This is a genomic window from Neptunomonas japonica DSM 18939 (genome assembly GCF_000422765.1).
GTDB lineage: Bacteria > Pseudomonadota > Gammaproteobacteria > Pseudomonadales > Balneatricaceae > Neptunomonas > Neptunomonas japonica.
On sequence record NZ_KE383915.1, the window covers coordinates 176,367 to 194,396 of the forward strand.

The following is an 18,030-nucleotide window of genomic DNA, read 5'->3' on the forward strand; positions in this document are numbered from 1 at the left end:
CTTGAGCATAGTAATGTAGCGCTTTAATCGCTCAAGCAGCCTCGCTTTCAATAACACCCGCACACAATACTATGCTTTTGGCGACTCAGCAGCGTCAGTCTTATTATCGCGATACTTAAGCTGTATACCTGATAAAAAGTTTCGTAGAACCTGATCTTGGCACTCTCTAAAGTTCTGGTGATCGGGCTTTCTAAAAAAAGCACTTAACTCATGCTTACTCAATCTAAACTCTGCTATTTCCATCACATCCATAACATCTTCTGACGTCATGTTAAGCGCAATCTTTAGCTTTCTAAAAATAATATTATTGTTTAATACACGCTCAGGAGCAGGTGCAGCCCCCTCTTTTTTACCGCGCATCTCATTGATTAGACCATTCAAGAAAATAGCAAACTCACGATCGCTACAGCGTAAATATTGAGGGTCTTCTTCTTTTTTTAACCAATCAGTAACTTGAGAGCGGGTCACCTCATGATCCGCCAAACGAAAAATGGCGACCATTTTGGAATCATTGAAATCGAAGGTATAGCGAAGTCGACGTAAAACATCATTATTGGTCACAGGCAGACTCTTACTTATTATAAAGTGGCATCATTATGACCCACTTAAAAAACAGCCTACTTTAACAGACATCAGCTTTTCTTAATTCAATGATTGTGACTTTTTCTACAATCAGCACCAAAATGGTGCACTAAAATTTGAGAATAGCAACTTGGCACCAAAATAGTTCATAATGTGGCCCTAACTGGTCCTAAGGTATAAGCCCTATTATTCTTTTGAAAGCTGCCATAGATGCTTATTGACTAATATAAGCAACCTTACTAAAGCCGTTTTCAGGGCCTTGTCAATTTCTGAAGCAGCACATACTGCTCCAGCTCAAAATAAAAATAATTTGAAGTCGTATAATAGGTTATACCTGTTTAACACTTCCCAAGATCGTTCCAAGAGCCACGATCTAATACGCGATTTTGCTTTAACGATTTTTTAAACTTTTCGTTAAAGTGGTAAAGCAAAAACAACCTATTTTTTGAGCCCAGCATTTGAAAACACAAGTGCTATTGAATGAGAACCTGAACACCATGTCTGACTACCCTACATTAGAAAAAATGGGCATCAAATCTGTCGATAATGTAGACAAATACACCTTGCGTCATCAAGGCGACACTGATGTACTAAAAATCTATTACAAACGCCCTAAAGGCTCTTTCTTATCACGTAGTAAGAAATTTACCTTTGTGCGTGGCCGTCGTGGAATACCTCTTGAAGCACGCAACTCTCATGCGTTTGATGATATGGCCAAAATTAGCCCTCAATTACTTCAAGCTTTAGAAGAGTTGAAAAAGTTAGATGCTAGCCGTAAAGAGCTTGATCCAATCGACCCTAAGCAGAAGTTCCTCTCTGACTTAGATCATATGGAAAAAGTGATGACTACCAAGATGGATGAAATCCGTCGCCAGATTAATGAGCTAGACTAAGCAACATTAGCTCGGCTGTCTTAGCCATCTGTAAAAATACCGGCTCTGCTTGAGCCGGTATTAAAGCTTTAGTTATCTACTCCTAACGCTTACACCCCTGAGAACTTCCCTGCCTTACTATCAAATAATACTACGTACTTTTAACTGTTCTACTAACTTCAGACGTTGAACTTTACCTGATGGCCCTTTGGGTAAGTCTTCAAAGAAATAAATGTTTCGCGGTGTTTTTATTTTCCCTAATTTTTCAAAACAAAAGTTTAGAAGCTCTTTTTCTGATACATCCGAATCATTTTTAATTACCACACACGCAATAACTTCTTGTCCATAGTGCTCATCATCGATTCCCACTGCTCCAGCTTCAACAACACTTGGGTGAGAATATAAAGCATCATCAATTTCACGTGGTGCGATGTTCTCTCCCCCTTTAATAATGAGTTCTTTCAATCGTCCCGTTACAAAGACAAACCCATCTTCATCCTGTTTTGCTAAATCTCCTGTATGTAACCAGCCATCTGCTTCCAGTGCTTCGTTGGTTGCTTCAATATTCTTATAATAGCCGCGCATGACACAGTCACCACGTACCATTAACTCTCCTTCTGTATTTGCCGGTTGAGTATTCCCCTGCTCATCAATCACTTTGATTTGAGTACCAAAAGCGATACCTGGTGAACCATATTTGTTCTTCTTAGGTGGCATAGGGTTAGATAGAATTTGCGCCGATGTTTCCGTCAAGCCCATCGTTTCCACAATAGGGACACCAAACTTCTGTTCAAACCCTGCGTGCAATGAAGGCGGTAACGCCGCAGACGCTGATCGCCCAAAGCGGACTTTATTGAGCGTTGTTTTCAATGCCGTACCGCTGAGCTTCCCTTCGTGATGCATCAAGTATGAGATGATCGTTGGCACAACACTGAACCAGGTTACATCATAGTCAATTACCCAACTCCAAAACGATGACACACTAAAACTATGAGGCAAAACTAGGCTACCACCACTAGCAAGCGGAGCCATTATCGTTACACACTGAGCATTGATATGGCATAAAGGCAACACACACAAAGTTCGGTCCTGCGCAGTCAACTCATGTGCTTGAGCCGTATTCATCCCCCCTGCCAACAGGTTAGTATTCGTCAGAATCACTCCTTTAGGGCGTCCTGTTGTGCCTGAGGTATACATCAGCAAACCATCATCACATCCGGCAACCTCGGCCTGAACACCTTCATCTGCCGGTACCACCGGCCATTTTGGCCCCTGATCAATATCCGATTCGATAATAGTAATGACACGACCTAAGGTCGAAGCGGCTTTTTCTACTTGCTCGCGATACTGCTGCGAGACAAATACCACTGTCGTATCGGAATGCTCCAATACATAACCTATCTGATCTTGCCCTGCTGCCGGATTCAAAGGTGATGAGATACAACCGCTATATAACGTAGCTAAAAACAACTCCAGACTTGTCTGGCCGTTTTCCATCATGAATGAAATGGTATCACCCTTGCCTAGCCCCAGAGATCTGAAATAACGGCTGTGCTGTTGGGCAGCGTCCTGTAGTTGACCGTAGTTTAATTGCTTACCTGTTTCGGGAAAGACAACAAACGGTTGCTCGGCCTGCTCCAGAGCAAAGCGGTCAATAACAGCACGAATCGAATCTGCTGGAGGTATGTAAGAGATAGGTTTCATAATTGATACTTCCTCTTATAATCAGAAAAGATGTCCTCTGCAGTCACTTCACAAGGTGGAATAGTGTTTACCACTCGCGTGATATTCATATACTGCTTATAGTGCACATTCTCATCAGTGATATTACCGCCCCACGTACCACACCCCATGGAAAGAGAGAACGGCAAACCATTTTCAAAACTACCTCCGGTTGCAAAACAATGAGGCTGGTTAACAATAACTCGGCATACTGACATCTCTAGCCCGAGCTCTTGTGGGCGGCTACTGTCCTGCGTGTGAATACCCAGCGAGTGCCCTTTACCTTGGTGCTCCAGTACTCGGCTAGCCAGCTGCTTGGCTTCATTAAAATCTCGAGCACGATAGACAGTGAGTACTAGTGACATTTTTTCACCACAAAACGGCGCGTCAGCTCCAATTTCCGTTTCTGTCACCATCAGAAAGTCGCTTTCAGCAAGCCCAGCCCGTGTCAGTCCAGCGACACCACAGACACTCTTTACAGGCTTTGCAAGCACCTCACGGTTCAAGTGCCCCTCATGCCACATGGCATCTTGCAGCTGTTGTTTCTCATCTGCATTTAATAGTGCAGCATTAACATTGCCCAGCTGCGCCATCATGGCATCGTACACTTCATCTACAATAATCAGACTATTTTCAGAGGAACAACTCGTAGAGTTATCAAAGGTTTTAGAGGCTTTAATTTTATTGGCGGCGTCTGCAAGATCAGCCGTTTCATCAATAATAACAGTGACATTACCCGCACCCACTCCATAAGCGGGTGTACCGCTGGTATAGGCCGCTCGTACATTATTTTGTGAACCCGTACATACCACCAGATCCACCTGTTTAAGCATTTCAGCACTGAGCGCTTTACTCACGGGCGAAGGGAGTTGCTGGACTAAATCACGAGGCGCCCCTACGCGATCAAGCTCTGCGTGTATTAACGTGAGCAACCGCGTACAAGATGGCTGCCCTTTTGGCGATGGCGCTAAGATAATTGCATTACCACACTTGAGCGCATTTAACGTGTTATTCATCGGCGTAGCTATCGGGTTAGTCGAAGGCACAATCACTCCAACAACGCCTGCGGGGCGGCCAATTTCTACTAAGCCTTTCTCTGGAATTTTGCGAATAACACCCACGGTTTTAGCTTCTTGTAAATCTCTCAAAAGGCCGAGTGTTTTACGGTGATTCTTAATCACCTTATCTTTAACATTTCCAAGACCGGTCTCTTCTACCGCAAGAACTGAGAGTCTCTCGTTATTATCTGGATTAATAATTGCCCACGCCGCTGCAATAACGACCTCATCCACCTGAGATTGCGAATAGCCTGCCAATATGAGCTGAGCCTTACGCGCGCGATCAACTAACTCCGCTACCTGAGCCTTTTCATTTGTTGCTGTCATAACTGGTCTCCAAAGATATATATAATTCACACATAAATGATATAGATCTTATAACTCATACATATGATTAGAATAGATATACGAACGGCGTCTCTTGATAGATAAATCTTCATTTATATCAGGGAACCGTCCGTAGCTTACGGACAGAAAATAGCGGCTAGCCTACTTCTTAAGATCAGCCAAAAGCTCTTTTAGATAGACTTCGCGTTCTTTCCACATTTTAATGACCTCTTCTCGGCTCAGCACGCGCACAGGAGAACCAGCTGCAGACATTTTCTTCGTTGTTTTATTATCTTCAAACATCAAAGGAACACGCTGAGACAAATAACTTAGCACCTCAGGAGGCGTCCCTTTTCTTGCCATAATTCCACGAAAGTTAACACTTGAGTCATCAACATTGACGCCTTTTTCCATAAACGTGGGCACATCCGGCAAGAACTTAGTGTTACGTTGTAAGTCAGCTACAGCAAGAATTTTCACGCTATCTTTATTTCTGAAAGCGTCTGACAGATTATTAAAACCAGCCTTAACCTGGCCACCCATCACACTTTTCATTGCAGGCGTTCCACCTTTGTGCGGGATATACGTCATCTTTAGGCCGCTTTCCTTGGCGAATTGTAAGAAAGCGATATGATGCCCCACATATAAACCAGCACCGGAGAAAGTTACTTTCTTAGGGTTCTCCTTAGCAAAGCTCATTAAGTCTTCCAGTGTATTAAAAGGGCTGTCTTTACCTACCACCAGTACTGCTGGATCTGCTCCCCAATTAGCAATCGGCTCTAAATTGTCGATGTTGTATTTAGTCTTAAAAACAATCGACTGTGCGATAAAATGTGGCACGTTATAGGCCGCTAATTCATAGCCATTTTTCTTCGCTTTAGATGCATAGAAATCCCAACCAATTTTACCACCGGCTCCTGGTTTATTAAGAATAACCATGGGCTGCCCCAAGTAACTCTCATTACCAGCAAGCATGGTGACAATGCGGGCCTGAAAATCAGTTGCTCCACCTGGCGAATATGAAACCACCATGCTGACAGGCCTTTCAGGAAAGGCATCGGCCTGTACCATTTGAGGTAGAGATAATACACTCGCAACACCCAGTGCTGTCAGGGTTTTAGTGGCCAGTTTTCTGGACATTTTAGAACTAAACATAGCTAACTCCTCGTCAAGATTGACGTTAATTATTTTTATTGACGCTAGTTGGTAATTCCATTTTTCTTCTGACTATATGAACCAGGCAGAAGGGGCTTGTAACTGCAATAAAACTGAGAATATAAGGTAGATGACTCCCGTGAAGATTAACGCGATTAAAGCACTTTTGAATAAGGTGCGGCTTCTTGGTCTATGGGGTGTGTAGATAACCGTAATCAGCAAAAAAGTGATGAACGATGTTGTATACAAGCCCACGATATCTGCAAAGTATAAGTAACAGAAAATAGTGATAAACATCGGTATCAGGCGTACCGTGTCAGGCCAGCGTGACGGGTTGCCCTCACCTACAATGCCAAACATCCACCGCCATAAGAAACTTGCTATCTCCTTCAGCCAATTCAGCAGGTCCCCATCAGAGATCAATAAAACAAAGGCAAAAGCTAATAGAAAATACGCCAATAAGTTAGGGAAGAAATACGCCTCTTCGCCATATTCAACATTACTTCCTAGTACAAGAAGAATCAGTGCAAGCAATACACCACCAATAGCCGTTAAACGTTTTGATAACATCATCAGACTCCTTCTTGTTCTGCACGGTAGTCAGCATCATTTTGCTGAGCGGTGCGCTGCTGTTTCTTTTGCTTAAGCTCACTGTAGGCGCTATACACAATAGACATAGCAACAACACCAACAAGAACAATATTAAGCGGACCACCAAAGAAGTAGGTAAACGAGCCTTCCCCTACCTCTGCAATCATTTGCCCCTGAAGGAAGTTACTTTCTGCAATGGGCCCCAAGATAATGCCAAGAACTACTGGTGATGGGCTAAAACCAATTTTAGAAGCAAAGTACATCACAACACCCAGAGTCATCATGACGAAAACATCTGAAAAGCTATTCTGTACACTAAAAGTACCAAATACAGCCAACACGGTAATTGCCGCGGCCATGTAGAACTCTGGAATATCCATAACAAAACGGCTATAACGTGCGATCATAATACCGAACACACACATCAGCAGCTGGCCAACTAACAAAGAGTTGATGAAGGTCCAAACCACAGGAGCGTGCTCTGTAAATAACGCAGGCCCTGGAAATAATCCATGAATCAGCAAACCACCCAACAACACAGCGGCGGTAGGCGAACCGGGAACGCTCAATGTGAGCAACGGAACCAGAGAAGGTCCAACCATGGCGTTATTCGCCGATTCTGCAGCAATCACACCCGCAGGCTCACCTTTACCAAACATCTCCTTATTACGGCTCAATTTTTTGGTTTGATCATAAGCCACAAGCCCTGCTATCTGCCCACCAGCACCCGGAATCAGGCCAACCAAAACACCGATAAAACTCCCTACAACCAAGGCTTTCCAACGCTGTAGAGTTTCTTTAACAGATGTCATAACGCTTTGTGTTTCCATCGCAAATTTCTGTACGCCACCCGGCATCATTTGCGGTGTCAGCATAGAAAGAACCTGGGGAATAGCAAACAGCCCTACTAGCGCTGCAATAATATTAATCCCACCACCTAGGTGCTCACTGTAATTAAAACGCTCTACACCTAGCACAGGGTCATAGCCAATGGTTGAGATCCACAGGCCGACAAATCCCGAGAACAACCCCTTCACAACAGAACCGCTGCCTAAGGTACCGATCACGGTAACACCCAATATAGCAACCCAGAACAAATGAGAAGGACCAAAACCCAGCGCCCATTCAGACAGCGTAGGCGTAAAGAAGATCAGAACGAACACTCCGATCACACCACCAACAAAAGAAGAGATAAAACAGTAATGCAGTGCGGAAGTCGCCTTACCTTGTTTGGCAAGCGGGTTACCATCCAGTGTCGTGGCTATATTAGCTGGGGCTCCCGGAATACTTAACAGGATAGCACTAACTGCCCCCCCTGCTACTGTAGACGTATATGCAGCGCCGAGCAGAATTAAGCCTGTAGCAGGCTCCATATGAAAGGTAAAAGGAATCAACAAGGCGACCGCCATTGTTGGGCTTAAGCCTGGTGTAGCACCTAATATCAGGCCACCTACGGTGCCTAATACAAGAATCATGAAGTTCCAGGGAGTAAATACTTCCGGGAGGTATTGCAGAAACTCTAACATCGTTGATCACCCTTGCGCTTAACTTCTACTCGAATTGAATAGGTTATCGCTGCTATTGTTATTTTCATTTATGGGCATAGGTGATGAGTATTTTTTACGTGGGTAGCAAAAACTCACACTATTAAACTCTTCTTTTTAAACACTCCTGTAAAATAATTAACAATCTCATTGTTAGCTCTGACCACCCTACTTCACTATCAATAAACTAATTTCAGAGATGTCGGTCACCTTACGTGAAATGCTGCCTATCAATGCTCCCTCGAATTTACCGAGTCCTCTCGTACCTAATACGATCAGATCTGCCGACTGCCTTTTAGCTTCTTTCACTATTGAGCTTGCCGGATCACCATTTAAGATAACCGTATCCAGACTTTCTACATCAAAGGTTTTAACAATCTCGACCGCATTAGCAACGATCTCCTGACCAACACCTTCCAGTGCGGCATATCTTACTTTGGCTAGGTCATCTTCTTTAATATAACGCTGTAGTTCTTCGGGTATTTTCATTGGCCGAATAACATGTAGTAACAGCAATTTTGCACCCAATCTACTCACTAGTTCAGCGGCAACTTTCACTGCAGCCAGAGAAGACTCAGACCCATCTACAGCAACACATATCTTTTTATACATTTGTTAAGCCCCTCGTTGTGAGGTGATGATATCGCACCCAATAATCTAACTCATATACATGTGTTATATGACATGAATGATATTAAATAATTTCCTCGTCCTGTCAAGTATAAATATTGAGCAAGCAACACTGACACCGTCATAAATTAAGAGTGCGTATGCCTGCAGATAGTTTCAGCACTTGAAAAAAGTCAACTTAAAAATGATGTTATATCTTTGATTATTAAGACATTGATCTAATAAAAAGCACACATGATAATAGACAAACCTATTATAGAATTAATGCCTAATAACGAATTTTTATGAACTTATTAGGCAGATACTAATTATGAAATGGGGAGGTTTTAGCTAAAAATCTTACTTTTACGAGAGCAAATAGGTTGAAGTTCTTACCGAAGGGGTCATAGGAATACTTTTAGAAAAGTATAAAAAAGGATCTGCATATTCTAAAAAGATAATAAAAACTAAGAATATGCAGATTAAATCTGTGACTAACGTATTTCAGCCTTATAACTAAACTTATCTGCGCGACCCACTGTTTTGCGGTATTCAATCATCTTGTTATGTCGACTATAGGTATGTCTTATCAACACAATAACAGGAGACTTTTCTGGGATACCTAACAGTTGAGCTGTTTGCTTATCTGCAATGTCAGCAGTCAACGTCTCTTCGGCACGCACCACCGGTACTGCATATTTCTCAACCACGAGAGCATACATCAAATCGGGAATATGGACGTCTTCGCTCTCCATACCTGGCACCACTTCAGGACACCACCAGCAATGCTCTATTAAAATAGGTAACTCAAGAACATAACCACAACGCTGAATATAAAGCAGCTCAGAATTCGGCTCATAACCCAGTTGATGGCAGATATTTTTAGGGCCTACTTTCAGCTCACGCTCGCTTACTTCTTTGCGTATACGCACACCTTTACCGGAAGCGTCGCCATAGGAGAAAAATCGAAATAAGCTGTTATTGAAATTGATCGTGGAAACGTATGTTCCTTTACCTTGATGACGATAAAGGCGGTTCTCGCTTACCAAGTTCTCGATCGCCTTTTTCACAGTACCCTGACTCACTCCTAGCAATAAGGCCAATTGGGGCTCTGATGGAATCAAGTCACCAGGAATTAACCGACCTTCATCAATATCATTAAGAATATGACTTTCAACACGTTTGTATAATGGGATATGTCTATTATCAAACTGATTCATTAGAATACTTTTCACTCATATCAATGATATATAGGTTAAAAACTATAAACGAACACATGAACTCCCGCAATTTACTCCGGGTTAACGCTGAGATCATACGGCGTTAACTGGTAGACATAGTAATTTAACCAGTTTGAGAACAATAAATTCCCGTGGCTACGCCATGTGTTAGCAGGCTTATTATCCGGGAGGTTCTCAGGAAAATAATTAACGGGGATTATCGTATCAATTCCCGCATCTATATCTCGCCAATACTCTTGCGCTAAAGTTTCAGCTTCATACTCTGGATGGCCTGTAACATAGACTTGGCGGCGGCACGAACTCGCCATCAGGTAAGCGCCGGCTTTATCCGAAGATGCTAGCAGGTTCAGGTCTGTATGATTAGCGATGAAATTAACAGGAAAGTCTGCATTTCGTGAATGCGGCGCTACAAATTGGTCATCAAAACCACGCGTTAACGGCTCATGCGCCGACAGGATATTATGCTGATACACACCCGATAACTTTTCTGATCGTGTTTGCTTTGGTAGATCATAAAGCACTTTCAGAGCGGCCTGAGCGGCCCAACATAAAAACAGTGTTGAGGTTACATGTTGCTGCGACCACTTAATGACTTCCTGAATTTGATCCCAGTAATGTATATCTTCAAAATCGACCAAGCCTAATGGAGCACCGGTAATAATCAACCCGTCGTAGTTTTTATCTTGAACATCTTCAAAGTCACGATAAAAACTATCTAAATGCTGACGCGGGGTATTCTTACTTTCATGATTGTCGATACGCAACAACTCAACATCCACTTGCAACGGCGTATTGGATAATAACCGGATGAGCTGATTCTCCGTCTCGATCTTTTTAGGCATCAAGTTAAGGATCATCACTTTAAGCGGTCTTACATGCTGATGTGTAGCCCGAGTTTCGGTCATCACAAAGATGTTTTCAGCCCCCAATACATCGACTGCTGGTAACAGATCAGGGATTTTTATGGGCATTACATATTACCTCACAAATTAATCTGTCATTAGAAGTGTTCTTGTCGACAGTAACTTAAGTTTTTTTATAGGGCTGTAAGTGATAATTATAACCCCAAATTGATACATATGAGTTATTTGACACATATCTTTTTTAACATTAACATCCGCTGCAAATCTCCACCAAATAAAAACAAAAATAGTGGTAACAACAACCGTATGAGCGGTTACACACTTTTTTAACATTTATTTATGAGGGGATCCAACATGCAGAGCTCACCTGTACACCTAATTGCCAATGGCATGCGCCAAGATGCTAGTTACAAACTATTTAACACAATAATCAATTTTACCTTTTCGCTATCGAGTAAAATTGCACGCATTTTTTGTCGCAAATCTAAGGTTTAGATCAAACGGCTAGCATAAAAAAACCGGCATTTCTAAGCCGGTTTTATTGTAAGGATGAAAAAGCTATTTAAGAGGCACTACCAACACAGGAATAGTTGAGTCCTGTAGTACTTTTTGTGCGGTTGAGCCCATAAGCAGCTTCCCTATTGAAGAATGCGTTCGTGTACCCATAACAATAAGGTCAGCGTTGATTTCTTTTGCCACTTTTAAGATAACTTTAGAAGGCTTACCTGGTTCAATCTTATGCAGTAGCTCGCCTTGAGGAAGCGTTATACCGACAAGCTCCTCACGAACCACATCCTCGATGCGCTTTGTCATTTTCGTTTTAAGCGACTCGACACCTTTATCACGCAGTGACTCCAAAACATCCTCAGAAAGATAACTCTCAATCATCGTTTCAGTGGACTGATTCATTGGCTCCATTACATGCAAGTATGTTATCTGTGCATTATGTTGAAGCGCCTCACTTACTGCCCTGAAGAATGCTGGCCGCGAGGCCTTTCCCATATCAGAAGCATACAAAATATTGTTAATTTCTGGCAGCATATTCTCACCTGTCTTTAATCAATAAAATAACTATCTCAAGCTTTCACTATTACGCTGTACACCTAAGAAACGGGTGCCGAATACTTTCGGCACCCAAACACTTTAGAAAGAAAGCATGAATAGACTCAACTGCGGTATGAATGCGACCAAAGCCCATGTTGCCATCAAGGCGTATAGGTACGGTAGCACCGCTTTCACTATCTGTAGATAAGGTATACCGGTCATACTGCTAGCGACATATAGATTCAAACCGTATGGCGGTGTGATAAATCCAATAGCATCACCAATCAGGAATAACACAGCAAAGTGAATTGGATCGACACCAATACTCATTGCTATAGGTGCTAAAATGGGGGCTAGTATTATTGTATTAGGTAAGCTTTCTAAAACAGTACCCGCAAGCAATACAATAAGTAAGCAAGCGAACAGTATTGGATAGTAGCCACCCAAAAGCCCAAGCAATTCTGTTAGGAATTCTTTGGCGCCCAATAATGACAATACCTGCTGCATAACAACCGATACCGCAATAAGTGGAGCTAACATTCCTGTGATTTGTCCAGAACGCATCAAGATGGTGGGTATTTGAGAGAACTTAAGCTCACGCGTTACCAACACACCTGCCAACAAGCAGAAACCGGTTGTCATACCCGCCGCTTCAGTCGGCGAGAATGCCCCTGAATAGATACCCCACAGTACGATACCAATGGCCAGAAAACCTAACCAAGCACGCATACCCATTTTAACCGCATGCTTAAAGCGAAACGCCTTAAGTACTCCGTAGCCATTTTTACGGGCAATGAAATAACAAACTAGCTGCATGGCGACAACCATCAATATGCCGGGAATAAGACCCGCCATAAATAGGTCACCAATCGGCAGGTTCATCATGAAGCCATATACGATGAATATGATACTTGGTGGGATGATAATCCCTACCGTACCACCCGCAGCAACTGTTGCAGCAGCAAACTTAGAGTCATAGTTACCCTTCGTCATTTCTGGGTGCATGATGCCACCAATGGTTGCTGTTGTGGCTGAGTTAGACCCAGAGATTGCAGCAAACAAACCACACGCACCCAAAGAAGCCATCCCTAAACCGCCATGAAGCCAGCTTAAGCAAGAGTAAGCAAAATCCGATAACCGCTTAGCAATACCCGCAGCATTGATCAGGTCTCCTGTCAAAATAAACAGCGGTAACGCCAACAAGCCGTAGAAATTAAGCCCTTCATAAAGTGTCACACCCACATTAGCCAGTGTGAAATCAATGACTAAACTAACGCCAATGACCCATAACGAAATGACTAGAAAAATAGGTATTCCCAGAATGAAGAGTCCCGTTACACCGAGGCTGATCAGGGTAATTAATATTCCATCCATCTCAACTCTCCTCAGTCAAACATTTTGGCTTGGGTAGTCAAAGGACGCCCAGCAATAAAGGAACGAATGTCTTGTCTCAGATTCTGTATGACGCGAAACAGCAATAGAATCCACGCAAGCGGCGTAGCCATATAAAACCACCACTGCATCACATTATCGGTACCTTGCACGATGGCAAAGTTGTCATAGGCGATATATACCTGCTCAATTGAGTAATAAATAACAACAACGCCCATAGCGAACCAACATAAAGCGTCCAGCAGTAAACAGTAGAATTGTCCTTTATACGGAAGACGCTCTCTCACCTCAGTAAAGCGCAAGTGAGAACGGCGCATAGTGTTGTAAGAAGCCCCCATCCAAGCAAGCCATAGAAACATGTAAATGGGGATAGTCGTACTCCAAGGAGCTTGCTCATTGAAGAAAAAGCGACGAATAACTTCGACAAAAATAATGCCCGCCATCGAGGCATAAGAAACCAGAATAACGCTCTTCTCTATATTGCGTTCAACCGCACCAAACACAGATCCAATAGTCATCTTGTTAGCCCTCTAACCGAGCGGACGAACGCTGCCCAGTCTTTTTTTGGCTGAAGGTTATCAACCAAAATTGTATTTGAAGTATGTACACCAGCGTTCACAGCAACGCTCCATTCTTATTATTTAGTTTGCAGGGGTTCTCTTATTAGCCTGCTTTGCAGAAGCTAATGAGTATTTCTTGAATAGGAAAAACCCGATCAACAGAAGGTCTGAACGGGCTTATTAAGCGCCAGCTTAACTTTTCCACCAACGGCGAGGCGCAACGTTTTCTGCCAACGTATCGCGAGAGATTTCACGAGCGATCTTATGGATAGAACCATAAGTGTCCTGACCACCAGACCATTTATCCAGACGCTCACGCCATTGTGTCCACGGTTCAGGATTGAACTCTGGTGCACAAATACGCTCTGCTTTAGCACGTTCTTCGTCAGACAAATTAGCCATACGAACGCCATGCTTATGGAATAAAGTACCTGGGAGAGATGGTGAAGTAGCACCAACAGTGTTAACCAATGCAGCTTCTTGAGCCGCCTGAATTTTCACCTGTGTTAAGTATGAAGACTCCATAACGGCATCTTGCAAATCACCGCTGAAGCTATCAAACATGCTAGCACTCATCATGGTTGCTTCAGTACCACAGAAGAAGCGCAGATCAACAGATTGTGAAACAACAGGAGACATGTTGGCGTAACCTACCGCACCAGCCCATGTTTCAGCACCATCAATCAGACCTTGTTTCAGGCCGTCAAGTGTTTCAGACCAAGCAATAGGCACTGGGTTTAATTCCAGAAGCTGCATTGCAATACGTCCTAACTGCGTACCTGTCACACGGTTTTTCGTGCCACGTAGCTGCTCAATAGAAGTGATTAGAGGTTTATCTTTCCAGCCCAGCCCCATCTGCAAACCACGTAATTCACAATGTGAGAACAAGAACTGCAAACCATGCTTTTCGCGTAGAGGATCACGTAATAACTTTTGGCTGTCAGGGTGATACAAGAAGTGATATTGAGAGGCGCGCGTAGGGAACATGTACGCATAATCAAGAACGTTTAAGTACGGTGCGCCGCCCGCTGAGTTCTGCGTAGAGGCGGTAAACATGTCAACAATACCCTGCTGGGTTTTCTTAACACAGTTTAGCTGTCCACAGATCTGATTATCACCAATAAATTCGACACGAATTTCGCCATCAGTACGTTCTTCGATGTCATTAAGGAAGTCGATACAACCTGCTCGTTCAATCAGCAAGTTGTTTTCGTTGAAACCCGACGCACCAAACTTCAGTACATGCTTAGCTTCTTTTTTGTAACGGCGTTTTGCATTGCCTTCAGCAGCCTGAGCTAACTGCGGAAGAGTAAAACTCCCCAGTGCAGTCGCGGCAAGCATAGTTGAACTCATGCCATAGGTGGCGGCAACACGAAAAAAGTCGCGACGTGAAACGCTTCCTTGTTCCGGTTTTGAGGAGGTAATTATTTTGGCCATTTTTAAACACCCTTATTTATTTTTATACAGTTAGGGATTTGCTGATCTGTTTGACACAAGTCAATAACTGATCGTCTGTTCAATAAAACACATAAAAATACTTATTACAAACTTTTTTGATAAATAAAGTCTCATTTAATATATTTATTGTCATAAAATATTCATATTTTTTACTAAAAACAGAATATAAAAGTAGCAACTCAAATAAATTTACAACAAAAATAACTATTAATGAGACTTTTATAATCGTATTATCATTCTACATTATTCGTAATCAAACAGGACAATATCGATGCCAGACTCCCCTTCAAAGGAAAAAGGTTCATCAATACTACGTGCCCTACAAATTCTCGAAATCGTTGCTAATTCAACTCAGCCAATGACACCAACTGAGATAAATCGCACCCTAAAACTCCCTAAACCCAGCATTCATAGGCTATGTAGCCAACTGGAAGAGGAAGGGTTTTTACAACCTCGCTTAGATGGTCGCGGCCTACTGCCAGGGCAAAAGCTCAATACGCTTGCTATTGCCATTCTCAGTAACAATGATTTTTTACGTACACAACGCCACATTATCCTTCAGCGTTTGTCTGATACTCTCGGTGAAACCTGTAACATTTCCATCCCAAACGGTGGAGAAATGGTGTACTTCGACCGCGTTGAAACTCATTGGCCTTTGCGCGTACAGCTGCAAATTAACGACCGCGTACCTCTGCACTGTACTGCCAGTGGCAAGCTCTTCTTGAGCGAACTCAGCAGCATTCAACGCTCTCGGCTACTCGCCAAGATCCCACTCAATAGCTACACACCCAATACTCTTACCAGCGCTGCAGCGCTTAAACCCGAACTAAGTAAAATCAGCAAACAAGGTGTCGGCCTTGATAACGAAGAGTTCTTTCAAGGTATGATCGCTGTGTCTGTTCCCATTCGGGATAAAGAGGGCCGTATGTATGCAGCACTTGCCATGCATGCTCCAACAGCAAGATTGTCAATTGAACAAGCGCTTCAAAGCGTTCCTGATATGCGTAAAGCCGCTGCTGAACTGTCTGCCCTGATGGAAGACGATATGGCAGACTTCCAAACAGAGCCAAATGAAAATGAGTAGCCATAATATTTATGGCTCTGCCCTTCTCTCGCTGCTCTCTACTTTTGCTCATCTTCTTTAATCATGTCAGATGCTTTCTCTGCAATCATGATTGTCGGTGCATTGGTATTACCCGATACAATAATGGGCATAATCGATGCATCGACCACGCGTAAACCGTCAACGCCATAAACCTGCAAACGATCATTAACAACGGCCATTTCATCACTCCCCATTTTGCATGTACCTGTTGGGTGATAAATGGTTGTGGCTCGATTGCGAGCATATTCAAGCAGTTCTTCATCTGTTTGATATTGCAGACCAGGCTCATGCTCTTCTTTAATCAAAGGCGCTAGAGCGGGAGCATAAATAATACGGCGCGTGGTCTTAATGGCTTCAATTGCTGCTTTTTGATCCTCTTCTGTTGCTAGATAGTTCGGATGTATCGCAGGGTATTCTTCAGGGTTAGCGCTCTTAAGCTCAATAGTCCCGGTACTGGTTGGGCGCAACTGGCACACAGAGGCTGTAAATGCAGAAAACCGATGCGTACCATCAGCCGGCTTATCAGCACTGAGCGGCTGCAAATGATATTGAATATCAGGTCGCTCCATCTGCTCATCTGTTTTCGTAAAGATACAGACTTGGCTGGCCGCCATGGTCAAAGGACCGGTGCGAAACAATGCGTATTCCATTCCCATCAACATTTTACGAATAGGATTATTAACTTCGTCGTTTAAGGTAATAGGTTTATTAACCTTATAGATCGTTCTGATCTGCAGGTGATCCTGTAGGTTTTTTCCTACACCAGGAAGATGCTGAACCATAGGGATATTATGTTTGGCTAACTCTTCTTTCTCACCAATGCCCGAAAGCATCAGGATTTGTGGAGAGTTAATAGCGCCTGCCGACAATACCACTTCCTTATTACAGCGAATGGTTTGCTTTTCACCTTTAATAGTAACGGTCACACCAACAGCACGATTACCCTCAAATTCTATGCAGTGCACTAAGGCATTAGTGGCAGCATCAAGATTAGGCCTCTTTAACGCCGGGCGTAAAAAGCCTACCGCAGTGCTACAACGAGTACCGTTTTGATTAATGGTCAGCTGGAAGTAACCAACACCTTCCTGTGTTTCACCATTGCTGTCATCATTGCGAGGAATGCCCACTTGCTCAGCGGCATCAATAAACTTGTCACAAATCTCACGGTGTATACGGATATTAGAAACGGCAAGAGGCCCCCCCACTCCATGGTATTTACTGGCGCCACGTTCCTGATTTTCAGATTTTTTGAAGTAAGGCAGTATCTCATCATAAGACCAGCCACTGTTGCCCAGAGCAGCCCAATCGTCGTAATCTTCTTTTTGGCCACGTACGTATAGCAAACCATTCAATGAACTCGATCCACCTAATACCTTTCCACGGGGCCACTGTAGTTGACGATTATTAATACCTGGATCTGGCTCGGTCACGTAACACCAATCGGTCTTGGGGTTATGCATGATCTTAAAATAGCCAATGGGGACATGTATCCAAGGATTACGATCCTTGTTACCTGCTTCCAAAATTAGTACACGGTGATTTGGGTTTTCAGATAAACGGTTTGCCATCACACACCCGGCAGAGCCCGCACCAATCACGATATAGTCGTAGGCATTCTCTAAAGACATAACTGACACCATCTCTTTTTATTTTTATTTGCTCGATCAGCAACGCAACAAACTCAAAACGAAGCTTATTATCCTTGCCAAACACAGTCACAAACGAACAAAGCAACATTTAAAGCAACATTCGATTCCAAAAGTATCGTTTTTATAAAAACAAAAATCAACAAAAATTAAATATTTTGATATTTAGAGTCTCATTATAATATATAAATGTCATAAATATAGGTTTTCCCAAGTGACATTTATAGAAAATAAAGGTATTACTTACATAAAGAATAAGAG

At 43.0% G+C, this 18,030-nt stretch carries 16 protein-coding genes; 2 read left to right on the plus strand and 14 right to left on the minus strand.

The window, feature by feature from the left end; all coding sequences use genetic code 11:
- Positions 1-69 precede the first annotated feature (69 nt).
- On the minus strand, positions 70-561 hold the full coding sequence (locus G511_RS0118585) for a YehS family protein (RefSeq protein WP_028470974.1): 492 nt from the start codon (positions 559-561) through the stop codon (positions 70-72).
- A gap of 479 nt (positions 562-1,040) precedes the next feature.
- Here G511_RS0118585 and G511_RS0118590 point away from each other — a divergent pair, with 479 nt between their 5' ends.
- Positions 1,041-1,475, plus strand: a complete 435-nt coding sequence (locus tag G511_RS0118590) for a DUF3461 family protein (RefSeq protein ID WP_211224935.1) — start codon at positions 1,041-1,043, stop codon at positions 1,473-1,475.
- A 120-nt stretch (positions 1,476-1,595) separates the two neighbouring features.
- Here G511_RS0118590 and G511_RS0118595 read toward each other — a convergent pair whose 3' ends face one another.
- The 12 genes from G511_RS0118595 to G511_RS0118655 form a co-directional block, all read right to left on the minus strand.
- Positions 1,596-3,158 carry an AMP-binding protein gene (locus tag G511_RS0118595; RefSeq protein WP_028470976.1) on the minus strand — a complete coding sequence of 521 codons (1,563 nt, stop codon included), beginning with the start codon at positions 3,156-3,158 and terminating at the stop codon, positions 1,596-1,598.
- Positions 3,155-4,561 carry an acylating sulfoacetaldehyde dehydrogenase gene (gene sauS / locus G511_RS0118600; RefSeq protein ID WP_028470977.1) on the minus strand — a complete coding sequence of 469 codons (1,407 nt, stop codon included), beginning with the start codon at positions 4,559-4,561 and terminating at the stop codon, positions 3,155-3,157. The genes G511_RS0118595 and sauS overlap by 4 nt, the downstream gene beginning before the upstream one ends.
- Positions 4,562-4,723: 162 nt before the next feature.
- Positions 4,724-5,716 (minus strand): tripartite tricarboxylate transporter substrate binding protein, encoded by a 993-nt coding sequence (locus G511_RS0118605; RefSeq protein WP_211224936.1) that lies wholly within the window; start codon positions 5,714-5,716, stop codon positions 4,724-4,726.
- A gap of 72 nt (positions 5,717-5,788) precedes the next feature.
- Positions 5,789-6,289, minus strand: coding sequence for a tripartite tricarboxylate transporter TctB family protein (locus G511_RS0118610; protein ID WP_028470979.1), 501 nt, complete (start codon positions 6,287-6,289; stop codon positions 5,789-5,791).
- Complete coding sequence (locus G511_RS0118615; RefSeq protein WP_028470980.1) at positions 6,289-7,833, minus strand: tripartite tricarboxylate transporter permease; 1,545 nt, start codon at positions 7,831-7,833, stop codon at positions 6,289-6,291. Before G511_RS0118615 ends, G511_RS0118610 begins: the two co-directional genes overlap by 1 nt.
- 186 nt (positions 7,834-8,019) lie before the next feature.
- Positions 8,020-8,463: a universal stress protein gene (locus G511_RS0118620; protein ID WP_028470981.1), complete on the minus strand. Its 444-nt coding sequence runs from the start codon at positions 8,461-8,463 to the stop codon at positions 8,020-8,022.
- 491 nt (positions 8,464-8,954) lie between these two features.
- Positions 8,955-9,680: a GntR family transcriptional regulator gene (locus G511_RS0118625; RefSeq protein WP_028470982.1), complete on the minus strand. Its 726-nt coding sequence runs from the start codon at positions 9,678-9,680 to the stop codon at positions 8,955-8,957.
- 71 nt (positions 9,681-9,751) lie between these two features.
- Positions 9,752-10,672 carry a homoserine O-acetyltransferase MetA gene (gene metA, locus G511_RS0118630; RefSeq protein ID WP_028470983.1) on the minus strand — a complete coding sequence of 307 codons (921 nt, stop codon included), beginning with the start codon at positions 10,670-10,672 and terminating at the stop codon, positions 9,752-9,754.
- A 450-nt stretch (positions 10,673-11,122) separates the two neighbouring features.
- Positions 11,123-11,605: a universal stress protein gene (locus tag G511_RS0118640; RefSeq protein WP_028470985.1), complete on the minus strand. Its 483-nt coding sequence runs from the start codon at positions 11,603-11,605 to the stop codon at positions 11,123-11,125.
- Between the two features lie 102 nt (positions 11,606-11,707).
- Positions 11,708-12,982, minus strand: a complete 1,275-nt coding sequence (locus G511_RS0118645) for a TRAP transporter large permease (protein ID WP_028470986.1) — start codon at positions 12,980-12,982, stop codon at positions 11,708-11,710.
- 11 nt (positions 12,983-12,993) lie between these two features.
- Positions 12,994-13,518, minus strand: coding sequence for a TRAP transporter small permease (locus tag G511_RS23415; RefSeq protein WP_051222233.1), 525 nt, complete (start codon positions 13,516-13,518; stop codon positions 12,994-12,996).
- Positions 13,519-13,752: 234 nt separating this feature from the next.
- Entirely contained in the window at positions 13,753-14,997 is a 1,245-nt protein-coding gene (locus G511_RS0118655; protein WP_036552437.1) for a TRAP transporter substrate-binding protein, read from the minus strand.
- A 292-nt stretch (positions 14,998-15,289) separates the two neighbouring features.
- On the opposite strand from G511_RS0118655, the gene G511_RS23420 reads away from it, so the two are divergent.
- Entirely contained in the window at positions 15,290-16,102 is an 813-nt protein-coding gene (locus G511_RS23420; protein WP_036552438.1) for an IclR family transcriptional regulator, read from the plus strand.
- 38 nt (positions 16,103-16,140) lie between these two features.
- Here the strand turns inward: G511_RS23420 and G511_RS0118665 are convergent, their stop codons facing one another.
- Positions 16,141-17,751 carry a GMC family oxidoreductase gene (locus G511_RS0118665; protein ID WP_028470988.1) on the minus strand — a complete coding sequence of 537 codons (1,611 nt, stop codon included), beginning with the start codon at positions 17,749-17,751 and terminating at the stop codon, positions 16,141-16,143.
- Positions 17,752-18,030: the final 279 nt, after the last annotated feature.